The organism is Massilia sp. GCM10023247 (genome assembly GCF_042653325.1).
In the GTDB taxonomy this organism is placed as follows: Bacteria; Pseudomonadota; Gammaproteobacteria; order Burkholderiales; family Burkholderiaceae_D; genus Telluria.
Genome location: NZ_JBHSIB010000011.1, coordinates 225,127 through 247,767 on the forward strand (window position 1 = coordinate 225,127; position 22,641 = coordinate 247,767).

The 22,641-nt window shown below is 67.8% G+C and carries 21 protein-coding genes; 6 read left to right on the forward strand and 15 right to left on the reverse strand.

The annotated features are described in order from the left end of the window. Window positions 1–48: 48 nt before the first annotated feature. Window positions 49–678 (reverse strand): 1-acyl-sn-glycerol-3-phosphate acyltransferase, encoded by a 630-nt coding sequence (locus ACFPAH_RS11395; protein ID WP_379744872.1) that lies wholly within the window; start codon window positions 676–678, stop codon window positions 49–51. Window positions 679–871: 193 nt separating this feature from the next. Here ACFPAH_RS11395 and arsC point away from each other — a divergent pair, with 193 nt between their 5' ends. Further along, entirely contained in the window at window positions 872–1,219 is a 348-nt protein-coding gene (arsC, locus tag ACFPAH_RS11400; RefSeq protein WP_379744875.1) for an arsenate reductase (glutaredoxin), read from the forward strand. A gap of 147 nt (window positions 1,220–1,366) precedes the next feature. Here arsC and ACFPAH_RS11405 read toward each other — a convergent pair whose 3' ends face one another. The 3 genes from ACFPAH_RS11405 to ACFPAH_RS11415 form a co-directional block, all read right to left on the reverse strand. Next, window positions 1,367–2,533: a right-handed parallel beta-helix repeat-containing protein gene (locus tag ACFPAH_RS11405; protein WP_379744878.1), complete on the reverse strand. Its 1,167-nt coding sequence runs from the start codon at window positions 2,531–2,533 to the stop codon at window positions 1,367–1,369. Between the two features lie 122 nt (window positions 2,534–2,655). Further along, a complete protein-coding gene (locus ACFPAH_RS11410; protein ID WP_379744881.1) occupies window positions 2,656–3,135 on the reverse strand; it encodes an acyl-CoA thioesterase in 480 nt (159 codons plus the stop codon). Between the two features lie 94 nt (window positions 3,136–3,229). Next, entirely contained in the window at window positions 3,230–4,084 is an 855-nt protein-coding gene (locus ACFPAH_RS11415; RefSeq protein ID WP_379744884.1) for an endonuclease/exonuclease/phosphatase family protein, read from the reverse strand. 110 nt (window positions 4,085–4,194) lie between these two features. Between ACFPAH_RS11415 and ACFPAH_RS11420 the strand changes: the two genes are divergently transcribed. Continuing rightward, entirely contained in the window at window positions 4,195–4,524 is a 330-nt protein-coding gene (locus ACFPAH_RS11420; protein WP_379744887.1) for a hypothetical protein, read from the forward strand. 78 nt (window positions 4,525–4,602) lie between these two features. Here ACFPAH_RS11420 and ACFPAH_RS11425 read toward each other — a convergent pair whose 3' ends face one another. Together ACFPAH_RS11425 and pepN are read right to left on the reverse strand one after the other, a co-directional pair. Then, the gene (locus ACFPAH_RS11425; protein ID WP_379744890.1) at window positions 4,603–5,379 is read right to left on the reverse strand and encodes a hypothetical protein; all 777 of its coding nucleotides are present in this window, start codon (window positions 5,377–5,379) and stop codon (window positions 4,603–4,605) included. Window positions 5,380–5,386: 7 nt separating this feature from the next. After that, complete coding sequence (gene pepN, locus ACFPAH_RS11430; protein ID WP_379744893.1) at window positions 5,387–8,029, reverse strand: aminopeptidase N; 2,643 nt, start codon at window positions 8,027–8,029, stop codon at window positions 5,387–5,389. 263 nt (window positions 8,030–8,292) lie between these two features. Between pepN and sugE the strand changes: the two genes are divergently transcribed. Continuing rightward, complete coding sequence (gene sugE / locus ACFPAH_RS11435; RefSeq protein WP_379744896.1) at window positions 8,293–8,613, forward strand: quaternary ammonium compound efflux SMR transporter SugE; 321 nt, start codon at window positions 8,293–8,295, stop codon at window positions 8,611–8,613. Window positions 8,614–8,740: 127 nt separating this feature from the next. Here the strand turns inward: sugE and ACFPAH_RS11440 are convergent, their stop codons facing one another. The 3 genes from ACFPAH_RS11440 to ACFPAH_RS11450 form a co-directional block, all read right to left on the reverse strand. Continuing rightward, window positions 8,741–8,989 carry a DUF3297 family protein gene (locus tag ACFPAH_RS11440; protein ID WP_379744899.1) on the reverse strand — a complete coding sequence of 83 codons (249 nt, stop codon included), beginning with the start codon at window positions 8,987–8,989 and terminating at the stop codon, window positions 8,741–8,743. A gap of 150 nt (window positions 8,990–9,139) precedes the next feature. Then, window positions 9,140–12,022 carry a PAS domain S-box protein gene (locus ACFPAH_RS11445; protein WP_379744901.1) on the reverse strand — a complete coding sequence of 961 codons (2,883 nt, stop codon included), beginning with the start codon at window positions 12,020–12,022 and terminating at the stop codon, window positions 9,140–9,142. A 40-nt stretch (window positions 12,023–12,062) separates the two neighbouring features. Then, window positions 12,063–13,037, reverse strand: coding sequence for a succinylglutamate desuccinylase/aspartoacylase domain-containing protein (locus ACFPAH_RS11450; RefSeq protein ID WP_379744904.1), 975 nt, complete (start codon window positions 13,035–13,037; stop codon window positions 12,063–12,065). Between the two features lie 105 nt (window positions 13,038–13,142). Here ACFPAH_RS11450 and ACFPAH_RS11455 point away from each other — a divergent pair, with 105 nt between their 5' ends. Continuing rightward, on the forward strand, window positions 13,143–14,279 hold the full coding sequence (locus ACFPAH_RS11455; RefSeq protein ID WP_379744907.1) for an acyltransferase family protein: 1,137 nt from the start codon (window positions 13,143–13,145) through the stop codon (window positions 14,277–14,279). On the opposite strand, the gene ACFPAH_RS11460 is transcribed toward ACFPAH_RS11455, so the two are convergent. The 3 genes from ACFPAH_RS11460 to ACFPAH_RS11470 all read right to left on the reverse strand — a co-directional run bounded on the left by ACFPAH_RS11460 (window position 14,260) and on the right by ACFPAH_RS11470 (window position 16,361). Continuing rightward, the gene (locus ACFPAH_RS11460; protein WP_379744910.1) at window positions 14,260–14,733 is read right to left on the reverse strand and encodes a hypothetical protein; all 474 of its coding nucleotides are present in this window, start codon (window positions 14,731–14,733) and stop codon (window positions 14,260–14,262) included. The genes ACFPAH_RS11455 and ACFPAH_RS11460 overlap by 20 nt on opposite strands. A 109-nt stretch (window positions 14,734–14,842) precedes the next feature. After that, entirely contained in the window at window positions 14,843–15,715 is an 873-nt protein-coding gene (locus tag ACFPAH_RS11465) for a pirin family protein (RefSeq protein WP_379744913.1), read from the reverse strand. Window positions 15,716–15,767: 52 nt separating this feature from the next. Next, window positions 15,768–16,361, reverse strand: a complete 594-nt coding sequence (locus ACFPAH_RS11470; RefSeq protein WP_379744916.1) for an FMN-dependent NADH-azoreductase — start codon at window positions 16,359–16,361, stop codon at window positions 15,768–15,770. Between the two features lie 110 nt (window positions 16,362–16,471). Here ACFPAH_RS11470 and ACFPAH_RS11475 point away from each other — a divergent pair, with 110 nt between their 5' ends. Further along, entirely contained in the window at window positions 16,472–17,371 is a 900-nt protein-coding gene (locus ACFPAH_RS11475; protein ID WP_379744919.1) for a LysR family transcriptional regulator, read from the forward strand. A gap of 75 nt (window positions 17,372–17,446) precedes the next feature. Here ACFPAH_RS11475 and asd read toward each other — a convergent pair whose 3' ends face one another. Further along, window positions 17,447–18,298, reverse strand: coding sequence for an archaetidylserine decarboxylase (gene asd, locus ACFPAH_RS11480; RefSeq protein WP_379744922.1), 852 nt, complete (start codon window positions 18,296–18,298; stop codon window positions 17,447–17,449). A gap of 229 nt (window positions 18,299–18,527) precedes the next feature. On the opposite strand from asd, the gene ACFPAH_RS11485 reads away from it, so the two are divergent. Next, window positions 18,528–20,741 carry a TonB-dependent receptor plug domain-containing protein gene (locus ACFPAH_RS11485; protein WP_379744925.1) on the forward strand — a complete coding sequence of 738 codons (2,214 nt, stop codon included), beginning with the start codon at window positions 18,528–18,530 and terminating at the stop codon, window positions 20,739–20,741. 75 nt (window positions 20,742–20,816) lie between these two features. Here the strand turns inward: ACFPAH_RS11485 and pepA are convergent, their stop codons facing one another. Beyond that, complete coding sequence (gene pepA, locus ACFPAH_RS11490; RefSeq protein ID WP_379744928.1) at window positions 20,817–21,686, reverse strand: flocculation-associated PEP-CTERM protein PepA; 870 nt, start codon at window positions 21,684–21,686, stop codon at window positions 20,817–20,819. 172 nt (window positions 21,687–21,858) lie between these two features. Further along, the gene (locus ACFPAH_RS11495; RefSeq protein WP_379744931.1) at window positions 21,859–22,527 is read right to left on the reverse strand and encodes a ribonuclease HI family protein; all 669 of its coding nucleotides are present in this window, start codon (window positions 22,525–22,527) and stop codon (window positions 21,859–21,861) included. Window positions 22,528–22,641: the final 114 nt, after the last annotated feature.

A 22,641-nucleotide genomic window follows, 5' to 3' on the forward strand; every position in this document is an offset into this window, starting at 1 on the left:
CTACGAACCGCCCGACGAACCGCCCGACGAACCGTCCGGCGAACCGGGTTATGCCTGGGTGCGGCGCTCGGGGCCGGTGTGGGGCGGGGCCAGCTTGATCGGTGCGGCGTGCTCGGGGTAGAGCGCCTGCTTGCCCTCGTAGACGGCGGCAATCGCGGCCATGTCGGCCTCCTGGTCGCCGCTCGGATGGACGACGTCGACCACACTCACGACCTTGGCGCCATAGTCGAGGTAGACCAGCACCAGGGGCACCTTGGCCGCCGTTGCCAGGTGGTAGAAGCCGCTCTTCCAGTGCGGCTTGTAGCCGCGCGTGCCTTCCGGTGTGATCGCCACCCAGCACCAGGGTTCGCTCAGCATGCGCTGGGCCAGCATCCGGGTAGCGCCCATCGGCGCGCGGCGGTCGACCGCGACACCGCCCCAGTAGCGCATCACCCGTCCGAGCGGGCCGCGGAACAGCGAGTCCTTGGCCAGCCAGCGGAAGGGCAATCCGAGCGCCCATTTGGCGAACAGGCCGATGGGGAAGTCCCAGTTCGAGGTATGCGGATAGACGACGGCAATGCCGTGCGGGCCGGGCAGGGGCTTGTAGCGCAGCTTCCAGCCGGCCAGGTTCAGCAGTCGCAGGGCAGCGCGTTGGCCCCAGGTGGGCAAAGCCGCGGGGCGCAGCAGGTGGTCACTCATGTTTTTCTCCGTTTTGCTTGCCGCATGCCGCGGTCTCGTTTGCCGTTTGTCGTTCGCACAAGAAAACCGACCTGGCGCACGCAAAACAAAGCGGAGGATTTTATAGCGCCACGGCAACAGCCACAAGGAAAAAAACCTTGGCCTGTTGTAAGGCGGAACCGTATCATGCAAGCCTCTTGAGCGACATGACATCATGAACATCACGATCTACCACAACCCACGCTGCAGCACCTCGCGCAACGCCCTGGCCGCCATCCGCGCCGCCGGCCACGAGCCGCGCATCGTCGAGTATCTCGTCACGCCCCTTTCGCGCGAGCAATTGCTGGACCTGCTTGCCGCATCCGGGCTGTCGCCGCGCGAGGCCATCCGCAGCAAGGAAACCCTGTTTGGCGAACTCGGGCTGGACGCGCCGGAGACGGGCGATGCGCAGCTGGTCGAGGCCATGCTGGCCCATCCTATGCTGCTGAACCGCCCGTTCGTGGCGACCCCGAAAGGCACGCGCCTGTGCCGGCCGCTGGAGAAGCTGGACGAGGTCCTGTAAAACGCCTTTTATCCAGGAACAAGCCACCAGCCGGACGACGATTGGCGGATGAGAATTGGCCGCGCCACGTTGGCCGGGCCACGTTGGCCGGACCACGTCGGCCGGCCCATGCCTGGCCGGCCCGTACGGAACGGGCCGGTGCGCAACTCAGTGCTGGAAGGCGCCGATGTCGTAGCCGGTGGACTTGGTGCGTGGCTTGCCCTGGAAATCCTGTTCGGGATCGAGCGCCGCGCCCTTGCCGATGGCGGGCGATTTTGCGCTCAGGCGAAAGTCCGGAGTGCCGGTGCGGCTGTACTCGACGAAGGCGGGCGCCTCGGCGATCGTGCCGACATGCTGGCGCCCGGGAGACAGGCGCCAGTCGGCGACGGCGTTCTGGAACACGAGGTTGTGTTCGTAGCGGTTGTTGTCGCCGGTTGCCCCTTGCTCCAGGATGCCGTGCTTGTTGTCGAACACGATGTTGTTCGCCACTACCGTGTAGTCGTTCGGCCCCTTCGAATAGTAGAAGTCGCCGCCGCCGACGACGATGCCCGAGCCGGAAGTCGAGACCGTGTTGCCGGTGATGTCGACCCGGTGCGCGTCGTGCCACAGGTGGATGCCGGCGCCCGACACCCGGTAGACCAGGTTGTTGCGCACCCGGGCCTGGGTGCTGACGTAGATGCCGTGGTGGTAGCGGCAGTCGCCGGGGCCGATGTCGTGCACGTTGTTGCCGATCACCTCGGCGTGCTTGCCCTTGTAATAGCTGTCGACGCCGATGCCGGAACCGCCCGCGCTTTCGCAGGGAACATCCAGGCCGACGTGGTGCACGTGGTTCTGGCGGATGCTGTTGTGCGAGCCGCCGTTATAGATGCCGCTGAGCCATTTGTTGCCGCTCTGGTAGTGGGTGCCGTCGACCTCGAAGCCGACGATGTCGACGAAGCTGCCGCGGTTGTCCCAGGCGCTGGTGGTGTTCGAATCGAGCGGCGGGACGATCTTCGCGGCCCAGCGCTCCATCGACTGGAAGATGATGCGCGCCTCCTGGGTGCCGCTGACGGTGGTCCGGAAGCCGCCCGTGTACTGGCCCGGCGCGACGTAGACCGTGGTGCCGGGGGTGACGACCTGGGCCGCCCGCTTGATGGTGCGGAAGGGCTCGGCCTGGGTGCCCGGGTTGGCGTCCGAGCCGCCGGGCGCGACGTACAGGTTGGTGCGCACGAGCTCGGGAATCACCAGCTGCTCGGAGGAGCCGTCGCGCAGGCGGCAGCCGCCCGGCAGCAGCAGGAGAGCGCAGAGCAGCACTGCGAAAACGGGGTTGGCGGGTCGAACGGCTGGGCAGGACATGGCGTTCCTCGTGGACGGCGGACACCAGTCAAGTGTCCCTCGGCGCGAACGTCGCCCGGCCCCGTTCGCTCAAGTTTGCCTTTGAGCAGGCTCAAGGTGCCATGCAGGAGCCCATGTATGGCTCAGACCGGCCCAGCGCGGGGCGCGACCGGCCCGGTCTGTGGCACGATCTGTGGCACGATCTGTGGCATATACGCGGCGAGGAATTCCGGCGGCATGCGCCGCGGCCGGCCGCCGCTGATGTCGATGCAGACCAGCTCCCAGCGTCCGCGCAGCACCGTCGCGCCGTCGCTTTCGCGCACCAGCTGGAAGCGGCGCTCCATCGACAGCTTGCCGTCGCCGCCGACCAGCCAGGTCGCCAGCAGCAGCGCTTCGCCCAGCAGCGTGGGCAGGATGTAATCGTATTCGCTGCGCCGGATCGCCATCGCGCGGTCCAGGCGCCGGTAGTCGTCGATGCCCAGGCCCAGCGCTTCCGAGTGGGCCCAGCCGACCTGTTCGCACCAGCGTACATAGACGGCGTTGTTGGTATGGTTCAGTCCATCGATGTCGTCGGCGCCGGGCGCCAGCGGCAGCGTGAACGGTTGCGGAAAATCCCAGGTCAAATCGCTTCCTTCGAAACTGGCGGCAGCCCGGCTGCCGGCAAAACCGCCATTCTAGCCGCTTGGCCCGGCGCCTGCCGCGCTTGCGGGCTCAGGGCTAGCCGAGTTCGAGCAGCAGCGGCTGGTGGTCGGACCCGGTCCTGGCGCCATTGACCTGGACGCGCCGCACGCGGCCGGCGAGATCGGTGCTGACGAAGGCGAAATCGAAGGTGAACGGCTGGCCGGCATCGGGCCCGGCGGCGTGCACGGCGACGGTAGGCGCATGTGGCCGCCCCGGCTGCGCCAGGCGCCAGGCGTCGCGCAGGGCCGGCGTGCCGTCCGTGAAGGGCGCCAGCAGCCGGGCGTACTCGGGCGAGTCGGGCAGCATGTTGAAGTCGCCCATCAGCACTGCCGGCGCCGCGCGCGGCACGTAGGCGAAGGCGCCGCCGTCCGGCGCTCCCGGGCGCGGCCGGCGCGCGTGCGTCACCGCCTCGCGGTGCAGCTCGCGCAGGCGGTCGACCTGGGCGCCGCGCTGGAGGCTCGAGAAATACTCGAGGTGGACCGCGACCACGCGCAGCAGCCCGTTCGGGGTGGCGAGCGTGACTTCGACGGCGGCGCGGGGAATGCTCATCACCTGCGGGTCGGCCGGCCAGGGCAGCGAATGGCGCAGCACCTGCAGCACGGGATAGCGCGAAAACACCGCCGTCCCGAGCTGGCCGCGGCTGCCGTCGGGCCCGAGCGTATCGAGCGGCGCGCTCCAGCTGGCGCTGTAGCCCGGCAGGCGCGCGCCCAGCTCGGCGAACTGGTCCTCGAGGCGCGAACCGTCGCGGGCGTTGAGCCCGCATGCCACTTCCTGCAGGCAGAGGACGTCGAACTCGGAAAAACGGTCGAGCGTGGCGACGACGTGGCCAGGGTCGGCTCCGCCGCCTGCGCTGCGGGCCGACTGGATGTTCCAGGTAATCAGTTTGGGCATGGCTGTCCTTTCATGGTTGGCTCACACTAAGCGCCGCCGCCGCGGCGCCCGGCCTGATCCACCTCAGGCGTGCGCGCCGAACCGGACCGCTGCCCGCGCGTCCAACATGCATGTTTACGATCGTCCTGCTGCTCTACCTGCAAGTGCATCTCGACGTCACGCTCGAAGGCAGCAGCCTGCGCGGCGTCTATCGCAGCCGGGCCGAATGCGAGGAAACGGCCGTCAGGCTGCGCGGGCCGCTGCCCACCCCGCGCGGTTATGCGGCGGCCTGGCACGACGCGCTCTGCCTGCCGATCAACCGCGGCGTCACCGTGAACGAACTGGCAGCACGCGATATCGGCCGTGTACTCGGGGAGTATCCGGCAACAGAATGCGGCGCGAGCGGCGCGTGGCGCCGCATGGCCGAGTCATGCGCGGCACGGGAGCGTGGCGGACACTGAGGGCAACTTCAGGCGAAAGGAATCGGGAGTGAGCAAACAGAGCAAACAGAGCAAACAGAGCAAACAGAGCAAACAGCGTCACTGGCGGGTCCAGCGCACGCCTGTCGGGCAGGGCACGTTACCGGCCCCCTGGTTGTCGAGCGGGCGGCCGAAAACGGTCGCAGGGCCCCCGGCGCTGCCGCTGCGGTAGCAGGACACCCGGCCGCCCACGGTCTTGCGGTAGGTGATGACGCCATCGGGCGCCGTATAACTGTCGAGCGTGACGGTGTTGCCGCCGTCCTTGCGCGCTGCCGCAAAGGCTTGGGCGAAACGTTCCCATTTCCGGTCGGGCTCGGCCGTGATCGGGCTGGAACCGTTGCGCAGCGCGCGGTCCACACTGCCGGCCATGGCCTTCGAGGTGGCAAGCAGGTCGCCGGGTGCGGAGGCGGGGCCGGGTGCGGGTTCGGACGCAGATGCGGATGCAGATGCATGTGCGGATGCATCCTCGTCCGCCGGCGCCTGGCCGACCGGTTCCGGTTCGGAGCGGAGTCTGGGGGTGACGGGCGGCGGCGGCGCAACCGTGGCTGCCGCCGCGGGCTTGTGCGGACGCGGCCGCTCGGAGGCGGCCCGGCGCGCCTCGTGCGACAGTTCGGGGCTGGCAAGCGGCTGCACGAGGACGAAGGCCGGCGCGTGCGGTGGCCTCGTGGCGATGGGCTTTGGTTGTGTGGCGCCGCGCCAGGCCAGCACCAGCAGCAGGTGCAGGCCCAGGCTCAGCGCGAGCGGCGTCCACGGCCGCTTCGGAAACACGGCCGGAAACACGTCCGAAGCGCCACCCGGAACCCGGCCCGGAACGCCGCCCCGTGCTGCCCGGCTCATGCGCCGCTTACTTCGGCGCCGTCATGGCCTGCTTGATGCGCACGCAGCGCTGGTCTTCCTGCTGGGCGTCCAGCAAGGAGCGGCGGGTGCCGGCCGACAGGTCCTTCATGCGCGCGACGGCCGCGTCCAGGCGCTTGACGCTGGCCGGGGTACAGCCGGTCGGGATCAGGTTGCCGGCATAGGCGCGCATGTAGACCGGGCCGGCCGCCTTGTCGAGGGCAGGCAGCTGCGCCAGGCGCTTGGCCGCTGTCTGTTCGCCCAGCTGCTTCTGGTCGGCCGGATACAGGTTGTTGATGGCCGTGCGCACTTTCGAGAACGGCAACTTGGTCTGCAGGTCTTCGACCGTGCCCAGCCATTGCGTCTTGACGGCCGGGTCAGGCCGGCTGACCGTGGCGGCCAGCGCGGCAGCCTGGCCGGCGTCCGAATTGTCGCGCTTGAGTTCGGCATCGATGCGCGCAGCGCTGCCTGCATGGCCGTAGCGGTTCAGCTGGCGGATGATGGCCCAGCGCAAGTCCTGGTTGATGGCCATGCCTTCCACCGGCACGGTGCCGTCGACGATGCCGGCCAGGCGGTCGAGCGCGGCCGGGGTGCTGGACAGGCTCACGTAGCTGCCGAACCAGCGGCGCTGGAAGTTGTCGTTGCCCTTCGAGGCCAGCACGCCATTCCACGCCATCTGCTCGAGCGCGGCGCGGGTTTGCGTGGCCCAGGCCGATTGCACGCCCATCAGGTCGATGTACTCGCGCGCCATGGTCACCTTGCCGAGCACGTCGCCGAGCAGCGTGTAATCCTTTTCCAGCGGCGCGTTGACGAGCGCGGTCTTGATGAATTCGTCGAGCGGCAGCGTGGCGTCGCGCACGCCGTCCCACAGGCTCTGCCACAGCATGCTGCGCAGCAGGGCGTCGTCGACACCGGACAGGTTGGCGCGCGCGGTCTCGAACGAGCGCTTGTCGAGCTGCACCTTCACGAAGCCCCAGTCCTGGTAGTTCGGGTAGACCAGGTCCGGGCAGGCGCTGCCGCCCAGGCCGGACACCTTGGTGCTGGCGCCCTTGTAGGTCACCGGCACCACCTGCAGCGGCGTCAGCTTGCCGCCGTCGAGCTTGAATGTCGCCACCTGCACGCGCTGCTCGCGCAGCGTCGGCAGGGCGCGGCTCGGCGCCGTCTGCTTGAGCGTGAACGCGCCGACCTTGCCATTGGCGCAGGTAAAGTTGGCGGCGATCGTGTTCACGCCCGCCTGGTACAGCCAGTCGCGCGTCCAGCCGGACAGGTCGCGCCCGGCCGCCTGGCCCAGGCTGCCGATGAAGTCTTCCAGTTTCGCGTTCTTGTACGAATACCTGGTCAGGTAATTGTGCACCCCCTTGCGGAAGGTGTCCGGCCCGAGCAGGTGGCGCAGCTGGACCAGGGTCGACGCGCCTTTCGAATAGGTGATCGCGTCGATGTTGTCGAAGGCGTTCAGGGTCGAAGGCACCGGCACTTCGATCGGGTGGGTGGTGACCTTCTGGTCCTGGACATAGGCGGCCTGCTTGCCGCCCGAGTAGAAGCTCTGCCAGGCGTCCTTGAACTCGGTCGCTTCAGCCGTGGCGAGCGTGCCCATGAAGGAGGCGAAGCTTTCGTTCAGCCACAATCCGTTCCACCATTGCATGGTGACCAGGTCGCCGAACCACTGGTGGGCCATCTCGTGCATGATGACCGAGGCCAGCGACTGGCGCTGGGCGTCCGTCATCTTGGCCTTGTGCAGGAAGCGTGCTTCGGCAAACGTGATCGCGCCGGCGTTTTCCATGGCACCGTAGAGGAAGTCCGGCACCAGCAGCTGGTCGTATTTCTCGAACGGATAAGCGATGCCGAAATAGTCGTCGAAGAAGGCCAGCCCCTGTTTGGTGTAGCGGAACCAGTCTTCCGGCGTCACCTGGGCAGCCACCGACTGGCGCGCGAACAGGCGCATCGGATACTTGCCGCTCTTGTCTTCCCACACCTTGTACGGGCCGGCGTGCAACGAGAAATTGTACGGGCTCAGCTTCTTGGTCTTCGGGAAGATCCAGCGGCGCATGGCCCCGGCGTTCTCGATCGCGCTCTCGCGCGTGGTCGTGACCACCTGCCAGTCGGCCGGGGCGGTCGCCGTGACCTGGTAGGTCGCCTTCAGGTCGGGCTGGTCGAACACGGCGAACATCTGGTGCGCGGCGGCCGGTTCGAAGTGCGAATAGGTGTAGACGCGGCCGTCCACCGGGTCGACCATGCGGTGCAGGCCTTCGCCGTTGGTGCTGTGCAGGCGCTCGTAGGCGATGACGACGGTGTTGCGGCCCTGGACCAGGTCGGCGGCGGCAATCGTCACGAACCAGTTGTTGTACTTCGCTTGCACCTGCTTGCCGTTGACGGTGACCGATTTCACGGTGGCCTTGTCGAGGTCGATCGTCAGCGGCGATGCGTTGTCGGCCAGGTCGAAGCTGGCGGTGGTGACGCCGCTGAAGCCCGGCTGGCCGGTCAGCGTGAATTCGAGCGCGTAATCGACGTTCGACACGCGCGCGGCACGGGCGGCGGCGTCCTGCTGCGACAGGTAGGCGTTCTCGGCCCGCGCGGGCGCGGGCGCGGCATGGGCGGTGGCGCCGAAGGCGAGGGCGGAGGCAATGGCCAGCGCCATGATGCGAGGTGCAAACATAGTCGATTCGTTCCTTGTGAGCGGGGGCCGCCAACGGGAGCCGCGAGCGGGGAATGCGTTGATGTCTTGAAAGTCGCGCAAGAATAGCATGAGTGGAATGCTTGCTCCAGTAGAAACAATGCATGACAGAATTGTATTTACGGCGCGCGCTGGCGGCTCACGCCTACCCTGCCGGCCAGCCATCCGTTCAGTACGCCGTAGCGCCCGCCGCGCGGTGCTATACTCGCGCCCATTTTAAAAAGGGCAATGCCCGAAAGGCCGAGATGAGCTGGATTTATTTGGTAGTGGCGGGACTGCTGGAAGTGGCGTGGGCAGTCGGATTGAAATACACGGCAGGCTTCACGCGGCCGATCCCGACGGCGTTCACGCTGCTGGCGATGCTCGCCAGCGTAGGCATGCTCGGGCTGGCCCTGCGCCACCTGCCGCTGGGCACGGCCTACGCAGTCTGGACCGGCATCGGCACCATCGGCACGGCCGCGTTCGGGATGGTGATGCTGGGCGAGCCCGCCGGCGCCCTGCGCATCGGCTCGATCGGCCTGATCGCGCTCGGGATTGCGGGGCTGAAGCTGTTGACGCCGGCCTGAGGCAGGTCGGGCCGGGGCGGCGCCGATGTGGTGGACACGGGTGTCCACCCTACGTTCGGGCATGAAAAAGGCCGCTCCGGGAGGATCCGGAGCGCCCTTGTTGTCATTTACCGGGTGCCGTGGCGGCTTAGCGGTAGAAGGCTTCGACCTTGCCCTTGAGCTTGATGAGCATCGGCTTGCCCTTGCGGTCGAGCGTCTTGCCGGCGGCAACCTTGATCCAGCCTTCGCTGAGGCAGTACTCTTCGACGTCGTGGCGGTCCTTGTCGTTGAAGCGGATGCCGACTTCGTGCTGGAACACGTCGCGGTTATGGAAAGGGCTGCTCGGGTCGATCGAGAGCCGGTCTGGGAGCGGGGGGAGGGTTGCGGTATCGTTCATGCTGCGAATTATCCACCAAAAGGCGCGCCGCGTACAACCGGCGCGCCCTTCCCACCCTCGAGCGTCTGACAAAAAGCCGAGGGCAAGGCGTATCGTCGAAGACAGTACGCGTGTACGGCGAGACGATGCAACGCAGCCATCGGCGTTTTGTCAGGCGCGCTTGGCCCGGCGCCCGTCCAGGATGCGCGCCAGCAGCCTGTCCAGGTTCTGGAAGTCGACCGGCTTGGTCATGTGATGGTCGAAGCCGGCTTCGCGCGCGCGCGCCCGGTCGTGCTGGGCGCCCCAGCCCGTGACCGCGGCCAGCACCGTGTGGCGCAGGGCCGGCAGCTTGCGCAAGGCGCTCGCCACTTCGTAGCCGGTCAGGCCCGGCATGCCGATGTCGAGCAGGGCCAGGTCCGGCACCTCGGCCTGCGCCGCCGCGAGCGCCGCGCTGCCGTCGTGGACCGTGCGCACCGCATGACCCTGCGATTGCAGCAGCTGGGCCAGCAGGTCGGCGGCGTCCTGGTTGTCGTCGGCGACCAGGATGCGCAGGCAGCGCCCAGGTGCCGGTGCCTCTGTCTGTGCCGGCGCCGCGGGCAGGGCCGGGCTCGCTCCGGGCGCCGGCCCGGCGGGCGCCAGCGGCAGGCGCAGCGTGAAGGTACTGCCGCGGTTCGCGCCCTCGCTGGCGGCGCTGACGCTGCCGCCATGCTTCTCGGTCAGGCGCCGCACCAGGTTCAGTCCGATGCCCAGGCCGCCCTGCGCATAGTCCATGCCGTGGCGGCCCTGGTTGAACATCTCGAACAGGGTCGGCAGGGCGTCGGCCGGCAGGCCGATGCCGTTGTCGCTGACGTCGATCCGCACCGCGTCGCCCTCCTGCCGGGCCGACAGCACGATGCTGCCGCCCGGCGGCGTGTACTTGGCCGCATTCGCCAGCAGGTTGCCGATCACCTGCGCCAGCCGGTTGGCATCGGCGTCGAGCAGCAGCGGGGCCTCGGGCAGCTGCGCCCGGAACGCATGGCGCTTGCTGTCGATGAGCGGCAGCGCCGTCTCGACCGCGCTGCGGACGATGTCCTGCAGCGCCACCCGCGCCTTCTGGAGTTCGATCTTGCCGCTCTGGACCCGGGCCAGGTCGAGCAGGTCGTTGACCAGGTGGATCAGGTGGTTGGTCTGGCGCTCCATCATGGCGCGCACGCGCGCGGCGGCGGCCGGGTCACCGGGGCTGAGCCGCATCAGGTCGAGGCCGGTCTTGATCGGCGCCAGCGGGTTGCGCAGCTCGTGGGCGAGGGTGGCCAGGAATTCGCTCTGGCGGCGGTTGGCCTGGGCAAGGTCGGCCGCCAGCGCGCGCAGGTCCTCGTCGGCGCGGCGCTGCTCGCTGATGTCGCGGAAGACGACCGCGACCCGGTTGCCGACCCTGGCGTCGGCCTTGGCGATGAAGACGTCGAACCAGCGCCCCAGCGCCGCTTCGTACTGGACCACGCGCAGCGGTTCGCCGCTGGCGGACACCCGCGCGTAGTGTTCGCTCCAGATCGATTGCACGCCGGGGGCGAGCTCGCGGATGGTCTTGCCGACCACGTCCTTCAATCCCGTGTGGCGCTCGAACGCCGGGTTCACCTCGACGAAACGGTGGTCGGCGATGGCGCCGCTGGCGTCGACGAGCAGTTCGATGACGCAGAAGGCTTCGTCGATCGACGTCAGCAGCGTGCGGTAGCGCTCCTCGCGCGTCTGCAGCCGGTCCTGCACCAGGCGGCGCTCGGTGACGTCGGCCGTGGTCCCGACCATGCGCAGCACGCGCCCGGCCTCGTCGCGGTGCAGGGCGCCGGTGAACTCGAACCAGCGCAGCGCGCGGTCCGAGGCGCGGTAGAACCGTCCCTCGAAGCGGAAGGCTTCGCCGGTCTCGAGTGCGCGCGCCATCGCCGCCTGGTAGGGCGCGATGTCGTCCGGGTGGATCAGCTCGGCCAGCAGGCGTACGGTGTCGACCGGCTCGGCGCTGCGCGCAATCCCCACCATCTCGTAGAGGCGGTCGTTTTCCCAGCGCGGCTGTTCGTCGGCCACGTCCCAGCTCCAGATGCCGAGGCTGGCCGCATCGAGCGCCAGGCGCAGGCGCTCGGCATTCGCGCGCAGCAGCAGCTCCGCTTCCTTGCGCGGGGTGATGTCGACCACGTTGGCCAGGATGCTGGTGGGCGCGCCGAGGTTCGATCCGACCCGCGATTCCCCACCCGATTCGACGATCGGGGTCACCGTCTTGGCGACCCAGACCGTCGTGCCGTCCGGGCGGAGATAGCGGTTTTCGATCTCGAACGGCTCGGCCTTGGCGACCATGCCCCGGAACAGCGCCAGGTTTTCCTCCAGGTCCTCGGGGTGCACCAGGGCTTCGAGCGGCATGCCCGCGACCTCGTCGTGGGTGCGGCCGACGATCCGGCAGAAGGTCTGGTTGGCGCGCAGCACGCGTCCGTCGAGGGCTGTCTCGGCGATGCCGGCCGCGGTCTGCTCGAACAGCGACTCGAGGTGGGCCTGGCTGCGCCGCAGGTCGGCGGTGCCGCTGGCGACGCGCTCCTCCAGCGTGCGGTTGAGCTGCAGTGCGTGCTGTTCGGCGAGCATGCGACTGGTGGTCTCGACCACGGTGCTGCACATCCCGGCCAGCTGGCCGGCATCGTCGCGCACCGGCGAATAGAAGAAGGTGAACCAGGCCGGCTGCAGCTTGCCGTCGCGCTCGATGGGGAGCGAGAGGTCTTCCAGGTGGAAGGCTTCGCCGCCGCGCGCGCGGTCGACCAGGGGCCCGATCCGGTCCCAGATCTCGGGCCAGACCTGGTCCAGCGGACGGCCCAGCGCCCACGGATGCTTGTCGCCCAGGAAGCGGGTATAGGCCTCGTTGTAGAGCAGGATACGCTGCGGGCCCCAGACGATCGACATCGGCACCAGGGCCTCCAGCATCAGGTTGGTATTGGCGCGCAGCGCGAGCGGCCAGCGCGCCACGGGGCCGAGCGGCGAGGCGCTCCAGTCGATGCCGTTGATCAGCGCATGGAAGGGCGAAACGTCGGGAAAGCGGTGATGCACGTGTGGGCCCTGTTTTGTCGGCGATGGCTGTGCTGGCGGTTCAGTCGCGCCCGAACTGCGGATTCGGGCGGGTCAGGTAATACCATTCCGAGTTGGCGCCGGCTTTCGCGTCCGGGAACAGGATGCGGCCCGAAAACTCCGCCACGACCGGGGTGCCGTCGGCGCGGGTGCCGATCTGCTCGCCCTCGCTGACCGGGTCGAAGCTGGCCCAGGGTTTGACGAAGGCATCGGCGGCGTCCTGCTTGTCGTGCACCACCACCATCTGCAGCGCTTCCATTTCCTCGAAGGGGACCGGCTCCGGTTCCGGCGCGTCGATCAGCTTCAGGTGCGCCAGGGTATTCATGATGGCGCGGTAGGCCACCTCCGGTGCCTGCGGGTCGGTATGCTGGCCGCATTCCAGGGTCAGCGCGTAGCCGCCGGTGGTGCGCATGTATTCGGTGGTGCCGACGCCGTAGCGCAGCACGGTTTCCAGTTCGGCCGCGTTGCCGCGGGTACGGCGCTGCACGCCGCCGCCATAGGCCGCCATCCAGCCGGTCACGAAGCGGCGCACGCCGAGGCGGCGCGCCAGCGCGCGTTCCTTCTCCGCATGGCGGAAGGGCTCGAGCGGACCCTCGTTGTCGACCGGGCCAACCATCACGAAGGGCTCGCCGTGGGCGGCATTGAAGGAGTGCAGGTCGAGCAGCACGTCGTGCTGGGCCAGCAGCGGGCACAGCCAGTTGGCGATGCGGTCCTCGAAGTCTTGCGGGTCGTCTTTCGGGAACAGGTTGCGGTTCAGGTTGCGGTCGCCGTTGCGCTCGTTCTTGGCGTAAGCGAGCGGATTGACGATCGGCACGAAGGTGACGCTGCCGGCCTTGATGCGCAGCGCGCCGCTGTCGAGCTCGGCCATGACGCGCTTGATCGCTTCCGTGCCGCAGATTTCGTTGCCATGGGTCGCGCCCATGATGATCACGCTCGGACCTTCCTGCATCCCGGTATAGTTGACGAATTTGAATTGCAGGTTCGGTGCGGCGCTCATGCTAAGTGACCCAAGGAAATTTCAGTGCCGCCATTTTATCGGGAAACCCTGGCCGATGTGGAGCGGGCATGGCATCATCCGCCACTCCTTTTTCCCAGCCATACCATGACGACAACCCGCAGCCCGCGCCTGCACGGCCTCGATACCTTGCGTGCGCTCGCCGTCACGCTCGTGGTGCTGCACCATTACACGCTGTTCGTCTCGAACGACGACCATACCTTCGGCTGGGTCGGCCGTATCGGCTGGGTCGGGGTCGACCTGTTCTTTGCCCTGTCGGGTTACCTGATCGGCAACCAGATCTTTGCCGCCTTGACGGCCGACGGCGGGCTTTCGCTGAAAAATTTCTATGCGCGCCGGCTGCTGCGCACGCTGCCGAACTACCTGGTCATCCTCGCCATCTATTTCATGTGGCCGGCGTTTCGCGAGGACGGCCCGCTGGCGCCCCTGTGGCGCTACCTGAGCTTCACCCAGAACCTCGGGCTGGCGCCGGGCACGGCCTTCTCGCACAGCTGGTCGCTCGCCATCGAAGAACAGTTTTACCTGCTGCTGCCGGCGCTGGCCATCCTCGGCGCGGGGCTGCGCCTGCGCATGGGCGCGGCCTGGGGCGCAATCGCCTTCGTGGTCGCGGCAGGCATGCTCTTGCGCGCGCAGCTGTGGTCGGCGCACGTGGACGGGCAGGAGTATGGGACTTACTTCTATTACAAGCTTATTTATTACTCGAGCTTATGCAGGCTCGACGAGCTGGTGGCCGGGGTCGCGCTCGCGCTGCTGAAGAACCGGCACCCGCTGGCCTGGTCGCGCCTGACCAGCCACGGCAACCGCTGGCTGCTGGCGGCGCTGGCCGTGCTCGCGCCTGCCTTCTGGCTGCTGCTCGGCGACCGCTATGGCTTTGCCGCGACCGTGTTCGGCTACCCGCTGCTGGCGCTCGGCTTCGGCCTGGCGATCCTGGCGGCCTTGTCGAACAATTCGCTCCTGCGCGGCCTGCGGGTGCCTGGCGCGGGCCGGCTGGCGATCTGGTCGTATGCAATCTACCTGACCCACCGCGGCGCCTGCGCGATCGGCGCGCCGCTCCTCGAACGGCTCGGCTACGGCCCGCAGACCCCGGTCGCGATCGCAGCGCTGCTGGCGCTCTCCGTGGTGTCGGGCTGGCTCCTGTACCGCCTGGTCGAGACGCCCTTCATGGCGCTGCGCGAGCGCTACGTGCCGAGCAACCTGGTTTCCCTTAGTCTTGCGCCTCGATGACGTCGAAGGCGGCCGGCATCGCGCCCAGGAAGGCCAGCGTCGCATGCACGCGCGCGCGCATGTCCTGGCCGGCGGTCGCCTCGATGGCGGCGCGCAGGCCGGGCCGCGCTTCGAGGGTGTGCGGGCTGCGGTAGGCGTCGACCAGCAGCGCCACCAGGTCGGTCGGCGCGCCGCAGGAGCGGCGCAGGCGCGTGTCGATCAGGCCGAGCAGGGTGCGCTGCATGGCCGGCGTCGGGTTCTGGATATAGGCAAACACCGAGGGCGTGTTCGCGATCGACTCGCACAGCCGGCGTTCGATGGCATCGGGCTTGAGGTCGGAGGCGATGTCGAACCAGGCGCGGTCCCAGCGCGTGCGCGCGTACGGGTGGCCGGCCGGGAAGCGGTCGATGGTCTCGAAGCCCAGCGCATGGCTCGCGCGCGAGAGCAGGTCGAGCAGGACGGGCATCAGGGGCATGGCGGATGGAGGCGGGAAGGGCGCATGCCGGAAGTGTAACGCAAGCAGAAACGCGGCGGGCGGTCCATCGACCGCCCAGCCGCGCGTAAAGCGTTCGCGCTGCCGGGAATCAGGCGCCGAAGCGCCCGGCGCGGAAGTCTTCCACCGCCTGCTGCAGTTCGCGCTGGGTGTTCATGACGAACGGGCCGTACTGGGCGACCGGCTCCTTCAAGGGGCGTCCCGCCAGCAGCAGCAGGCGGGTGTCCGTCGTGGCCTTGATCGCCACGCCGTCCGCGCCGGGCGCATTGTCGAGGATCGCCATCTTCGACTGCGCCACCCCGCGCCCGGCCACCACGGCTTCGCCGCGGAACACGTAGACGAAGGCGTTATGCCCCTCTGGCAGGGCCTGCTCGAAGCTGGCGCCGGCCGGCAGCGCGACGTCGAGGTAGAGCGGCTCGGTGACCTCGCGCTGGACCGCGCCCGCCACGCCGTGGCTGGCGCCGGCGATCACCTGCACGGTGACGCCGTTGTCCAGGGTGAAGCGCGGCACTTCCGCATTCGGGATGTCGCGGTACCAGGGCGCGCGCATCTTGTCCCTGGCGGGCAGGTTCAGCCACAGCTGGAAGCCCTCCATCAGCCCCTCGGTCTGCTCCGGCATCTCGGAATGGATCACGCCGCGCCCGGCCGTCATCCACTGCACGCCGCCATCGGTGACGAGGCCTTCGTTGCCGGCGCTGTCGCGGTGGCGCATGCTCCCGGCCAGCATGTAGGTGACGGTTTCGAAGCCGCGGTGCGGGTGCTCGGGGAAGCCGGCGATGTAGTCGCCGGCCTTGTCGCTGCCGAAGGCATCGAGCATCAGGAAGGGATCGAGGCGCTGCTGCAGCGGCGCGGTCAGGACACGGTTGATCTTCACGCCGGCGCCGTCCATGACGAACTGGCCGGCGATCAGGCGTTCGACGCCGCGGCTGCGGGTGACGGCGTCCGGCTTGGGCGATGCGCTCATGATGTGCTCCTTGTCGATGTCGATGTCGGTGTCAGCGTAGGTGCCTGCCGCCTCAGGCCAGGGCGGCGACGGCGGCGTCGGCCTCCGAACGGCCCTGGGCCGAGGCTTCCGGTCCCATCGACTGGGCCGGCGAGTACACGAAGCTGTGGTCGGTCATGCCCAGGAAGTTCAGCAGCATGCGCACGAACGGCACCTGCGGGTCGGCGTCGAGCGGGTAGACGCCGCCGCGCGCGGTGGCCACGAATACCTTCTTGTTCTTCAGCAGGCCTTCCGGACCGCTCTCGGTATAACGGAAGGTCACGCCGGCACGGGCGATGGCGTCGAACCAGCTTTTCAGCTGCACCGGAATGCCGAAGTTGTACATCGGCGCGCCGATCACCACGGCATCGGCTGCCTGCACCTGGGCGATCAGGGCGTCGTCGAGGGCGACGCGGGCCGCCTGCTCGGCAGTGCGCTGGTCGGCCGGGGTGAACAGGGCGCCGAGCGCCGCTTCGTCGAGCTGCGGGTGCGGATCGCGCGCCAGGTCGCGGGTCACGACCGTGGCACCCGGGTTGGCCGCCACCAGTTTGGCGACGATGCTGTTGGCGACGCGGGTCGACTCGGATTCGGCGCCGCGCAGGCTGGAGGTGATTTGCAGGATGTTCATGTCGCTTCCTTCTTGATTGGTTGGTGAGTCAATGGAAGCCAGTTTATCAATTCCAAAAACAACTAGGAAGCCGCTAGAATGGATAACATTATTCAGCCAGTGGAACAATTATGGAAGTCGAACCGAATGACCTGCTGCTCTTCGCCCGCATCGTCGAGGCGGGCAGCTTCAGCCGCGCCGCGGAACGGGTGCAGCTGCCGAAGTCGACCGTCTCGCGGCGCATCTCGCTGCTGGAAAGCCGGCTCGGCGAGCGGCTCCTGCAGCGCACCACGCGCAAGCTGGTGCTGACCGAATTCGGCGCCAGCCTGCTGGAACACGCGCGGCGCGTACTGGAAGAATCGGAAGCGGCCGGCGCGCTGGCCCAGCACCGCCAGGGCGCGCCCAGCGGGCGCCTGCGCATCTCGCTGCCGGCCGATTTCGCCAACCTCGGCATGAGCGCGATGATCGCCCGTTTCCTCGAGCGCTATCCGGCGGTCAGCGTGGAACTGGACCTGTCGCCGCGCCGGGTCGACCTGGTGGCGGAGAGCTTCGACATCGCGATCCGCATGGGCGACCTGCCGGACGACAGCTCGCTCCACGCGCGCCGCGTTACCCTGCAGCGCTTCGGCCTGTACGCCTCGCCCTGCTATACGGCGCTGCGCGGACTGCCCGAGCATCCCGACGACCTGCTCGCGCACGACGTGCTCTGCCTGCTCAGCCGCAGCGGCGGCGCCTCTCCCTGGGTACTCACGCGCGGCAAGACGCGCTGGGAACGCGCGCTGCCGGCGCGCCTGACGGCGAACTCGCCCGACCTGCTGGCGCGCATCGCCTGCAGCGGGGCAGGGATTGCGGCCAGCTCCGAACTGTTCGCGCTGCCGCTGGTGAAGAAGGGGGAATTGGTGCGGGTGCTGCCCGAATGGGACTTGCCGCCCGCCACCGGCTGGGCCGTGTTCCCGGGACGGCGCCTGATGCCGGCCAAGACCCGCGCCTTCCTCGACATGATGGAAGAAGTGTTCTGCGAGGAAGCGTAGGGTGGGCTTTGTCATTGAGGCGCCCGGCCTCAATGACCCCACGCGTCAACGCGCCGCAGCCCGTACAAGGCCGATTCAGGCCGGGCGCTTGCCCATCATCTCGCCCAGGCGCACCTTGCGCTCGGGCGCCCATTCCGGATTGAACGCGATCGTGTTTTCCTTGAACAGCATCACCACGGTCGAGCCCAGCAGGAAGCGGCCCATCTCTTCTCCCTTTTTCAGCACGACCGGCTGCGATTCGTAGGTCCATTCGGCGATGCGTCCCAGGCGCTGCGGATTGACCACGCCATGCCAGGCGGTGGCCATGCTGCCGACGATGGTGGCGCCGACCAGCACCATCACGAAGGTGCCGAACTCCTCGGACTCGAACACGCACACCACGCGCTCGTTGCGCGCGAACAGGCCCGGCACGCCGCGCGCCGTGGTCGGGTTCACCGAGAACAGGGCGCCCGGCACGTAGATCATGCGCGTCAGGCGGCCGTCGCAGGGCATGTGCAGGCGGTGGTAATCCTTCGGGCTCAGGTAGAGGTTGGCGAAGCTGCCGTGCTGGAAGTGCGCGGCCAGCGAGGCATCGCCGCCGACCAGCTCGGTGGTGGTGAACTTGTGGCCCTTGGCCTGCAGGATGTGGTGGTCGTCGATCGCGCCGAACTGGCTGATCGCGCCGTCGACCGGGCAGACGAAGTCCGCCTGCGCCAGCGGACGCACCCCGTCCTTCAAGGGGCGGGTGAAGAATTCGTTGAAGCTCGGGTAGCTGGCGATGTCGGAGTTGGCCGCCTCGTCCATGTTGACCCCGTACTTGGCCACGAACCAGCGGATCAGCCGGGTTGTCATTGCGCCGCCGCGGTGGCCGGCGACGCGGCCGGCGAACGAAGTCAGCGCCTGCTTGGGCAGGACGTATTGCGGCAGTACTTTGAAACGGTCGGACACGATGGCAGCCCTTTATTACTTGTGACGATGGCGAATTATAAATAACAGCTGTGCCCGTGCATATCATTGTTTATGCCGGGCGCTATCAAGGGGGAGTGTAGCGTATCGCTTCCCGCAGGCCCGGGGCGGTCGCGCCCGTCCAACATGCATATCGAAAATATATGCCTCTAAGCAACCACAACAGGAAAAACTCACGGACAATACGTTCTCATAAACTTGTCTCCCAGATATGTATATTTCTTCTCCAGTGCGCCTGACCGTGCTCAGCGCCTTGCTTGCCGCCGCCTTCCCCTTGCACGCCCAGGAAACGCCCCCGAACAAGACGAGCAGCACGGCCACCAGCGCGGCCCAGGACAAGGCCGCGCCCGCCGCAAGCATGCAGAAGGTCGAGGTGCGCGGCACGGCGGACAACTATGACCCGCGGCGCGACGACACCGCCACCAAGATCGTCGTCAGCCAGGAAGAAATCGCGAAATACGGCGACACCAGCGTCGCCGACGTGCTCAAGCGCGTGCCGGGGATTACGGTCAGCAGCCCGAACGGGCGTGGCGGCGAAATCCGCATGCGCGGTCTCGGCGCCGGCTATACCCAGGTCCTGATCAATGGCGAACGCGCGCCTGCCGGCTTCTCGATCGACTCGCTCTCGCCCGACGTCATCGAGCGCATCGAGGTGCTGCGCGCGGCCAGCGCCGAGTTCTCGACCCAGTCGGTGGCCGGCACCATCAACATCGTGCTCAAGAAGACGATCCGCAGCGGCCAGCGCGAATTCAAGATCGGCGCGCGCGAAGGCGGCGGTTTCCAGGGGCCGACGGCGAATTTCCAGCTCTCCGACAAGCTCGGCAAGATGTCGTACGCGATCGCCGGCAGCGTCATGTACGAGTCCTACGAGCGTACCGTGCCGACCGGCGAGGAGCGCTTCGACGCCGCCGGCACGCGCACCCAGGCGCGCGCCACCGAGGCCGACGAAAAAGGGCGCATGAACCTGTTCAACCTGGCGCCGCGCCTGAACTGGACCCTCGAGAACGGCGACACCCTGACCTCGCAGACCTTCGTCAACGTCGCGCGCTTTCGCAACCAGAACCACGAAACCACCGAGACCATCCAGGGCGCTGGCGTCCCGTTCCCGGTCACCGATTCCGGCATGCGCTCGGATAACGATGTCGTGCGAACCGAATTGAACTGGGTGCACAAGATGGCCGGCGGCGCCAAGCTCGACGTCAAGGCGGGCGTGGTGGGCGGCCAGAACACGACCACCCAGCGGCGCTCGACCCCGCCCGGCGCGGCGCGCGCGCTCGATACCCATATCCTGACCGAGGCCGATGAAGTCGGCGCCACCACGGTGGGCAAGTTCAGCAAGACGATCTTCGAGGGCCATTCGCTGGCCATGGGCTGGGACGGCGGCTGGGGCGTGCGCGAGGACGTGCGCACCGAGACCGAGGCCGGGCGCGCGGTGTTTCCGTCCCTGCCGGACGGCGAGCAGTTCAAGGCCGAGGTCACGCGCTTTGCCGCCTATGCGCAGGACGAATGGAACCTGACCCCGCGCTGGTCGGTCTACCTCGGCGCGCGCTGGGAAGGCATCCGCACCCGCGCCACGGGCAACACCTTCGCCACCTCGCGTTCGAGCTCGAACGTGTGGAGCCCGGTGATGCAGACCCTGTGGAAGATCCCGGAAACCAAGGGCGACCAGGTGCGCTTCGCCGTCACCCGCACCTACAAGGCGCCCGGGCTGCCGCAGCTGATGCCGCGCCGCCAGACCTCGATCGACAACCGCTCGACCGATCCCGATTTCTCCGGCAACCCGAACCTGAAACCGGAGCTGGCGCTGGGCTTCGACGCCTCCTACGAGCATTACTGGGCGCAGGGCGCGCTGGTGTCGATCAGCGCTTCGATGCGCCGCATCGACGGCTATACGCGCCACCTGGTCAGCTTCGACGGCGCGCGCTGGGTCGCGATGCCGACCAACGCCGGCCAGGCGGTCACGCGTGGCCTGGAGCTGGAAACCAAGTTCCCGCTCAAGGCGATCATGCAGGATGCGCCGGCGATCGACCTGCGCGCCAGCGTCAGCGCCAACCGCTCGAAGGTGGACGGGGTGCCGGGTCCGGACAACCGCCTCGACGGCCAGGCGCCGCTGACGGGCAACCTCGGCATCGACTACAAGAAGGGCGACCTGACGACCGGCGCCAGCCTGGCCTGGCGCCAGGACGCGACCATCCAGGTGTCCGAACGCCAGACCGCATTCCTGAAAGGCCGGCGCGACCTCGAAGCCTATGCGCTCTACAAGTTCACGCCGAAGCAGCAGCTGCGCGTGGCGATGTCGAACATCCTGGGCCAGGACTACGGCAACCGCCACAGCTTCCTCGAGAACAACGGCAGCCTGGTGGTGCGCAACCTGACTTTCCCTGCCGGCCCCTCGGTGCGGGCGACGCTGGAACTGAAGTTCTGAGCGCCTGAGCGCGAGACGACAAAAAGCCCGGCCGGATCTGCATCCGGCCGGGCTTTTTCGATGCTTGACGCGGTGTTACGCTGCCTTGCGGCGGCGCAGGGCGCCGATGCCGGCCAGGGCGATGCCGAACAGCGCGACCGAACCCGGCTCGGGCACTTCCGCCAGCTTGAATTGGCCATTGCCGCCGATGAAGAAGTGCTCGCCGATCTTGGCTTTGTAGGCGCTCTTGCCCTGGCAGCCCGGACCCGTAAAGTTCGCGAACTGGCAAGCGAGTTCCTTGACCAGATTCGGGGTTGCCTTCGAGTTCGGGTTGCTCAGCGTGTTGGCGTTGGTGAAGGCAAACGCGAACATCGGCTGGGTCGACAGGTCGACGCCGTCCTTGTTGAAGAAATAGCCTGGGGCCAGCTGACCGGCAGCCGCTTCCGCGTGCACGGTGACGCGGCCGTTGCTGATCGGGCTACCGTTGGCATCGACATTGCCGCCGCCGCCGGCGAGGACATCGAAGTAGGCGATCTGCTTGCCCAGATTCGCGCCGTAGATGCCGGCGGTCGATCCGTACTGGCCATTCGTCGGGTTCTGGTACATGCGGATGGTGCCGCTCGTGAACTGGAAAGAGCCGTTCAATTTGCCGCTGCCGGTCGCCTCGAAAATCGCCGAGATATTACCGCCGGGGAAGGTCGTCGGGAAAAGCTTGCCGGTGCTGTCCGCCTGCGTCAGGTTGAAGACCGCGTGTTCGGTAAAGGTGAACGAACCTGGACCAGCAGGAGTCAGCTGGATGAAACCCTGGCCGTTAATGTCCAGATATTCACCGATGACCTGGCCTTTCTCGAAGCCGCCGCCATTCGGGTTAAACACCCAGTCGGTCATCAATACCGAAGCCTGGGCGCTACCCATGGCGGCGAAGGCGAGGGCGAGGGCGCAGCCGAGTTTGTTCAGAGTTTTCATGTTGGACAGTCGGGTGTTGTTAGTATGCGTACATACAAGCAAGACGCGTGCCAGCAGGAAAGAAATCTTATTAATCAAGCACTTGAAAAGAATCCAAAGCTCGCGTTAATGCCGGCTGTAAAGATTTCCGACAGTCATTTTCTCACCCGTCTAGCATGGGCCTGTGCCAGCCCTATGCGTCCAGGCAGCCCGCTGCACTGGCCCGTTGCGACAACGCATCCGCCTCGAGGTTGCGGTGGCGCGGCACCCAGCGCAGGGTAACGTCCGGCAGCCGGGCAAGGAGTGCATGGACCCGCGCGCGGTAGGGCTGCAGCGCCGCCGCGCCCTGGCCGGGCGGCCCGTTGACGTCGCCGATGACGACCTGGCTGTCGCCATACACGGTCAGGGGCCAGGCCGCGTGCGCGAGCGCCGCTTCCAGCACCGCGATCAACGCCAGGTATTCGGCTTCGCTGCTGTTGCCATGGCCGGCGTCGCGCGACAGTTCGACCAGTTCGCCGCTTGGGCCGCGCAGCAGGCCGCCGATGCCGCAACGTCCCGGATTGGGCCGCGCCGAGCCGTCGAACCAGGCGCGCCAGGCAGTGGGGGCGCCCGCGTGCAGGGCCGTGCGCGCGGTGGCCGCGGCGGCGCGGACGGCTGCCTTGTGCGCCAGGCGCGCCGCTTCGGCCCGGCGCAGGGCCTGGCGTTCGGCCAGCAGCGCCGGCAGGCCGGCGGCGCCGGCGCGCGCTTCCAGCACCGCCGCCAGCGCGCGCTCCAGCGGGATCCCGGCGCGCAGGGCGAGCTTGCGGGCGGCAGCCATTTCGCCGCGGTTGGCGGCGTTTTGCAGGTGGTCGGGTTCGGTCATTCCGCCAGCATAGGGGATTTGAGCGCGGATCACCATGCGCGTTGACACCGCATGTGAATCTTGCAACACTTGCGCTGTGTTAATGCGTCAATACGTCCATCGTCCCGAGAACTG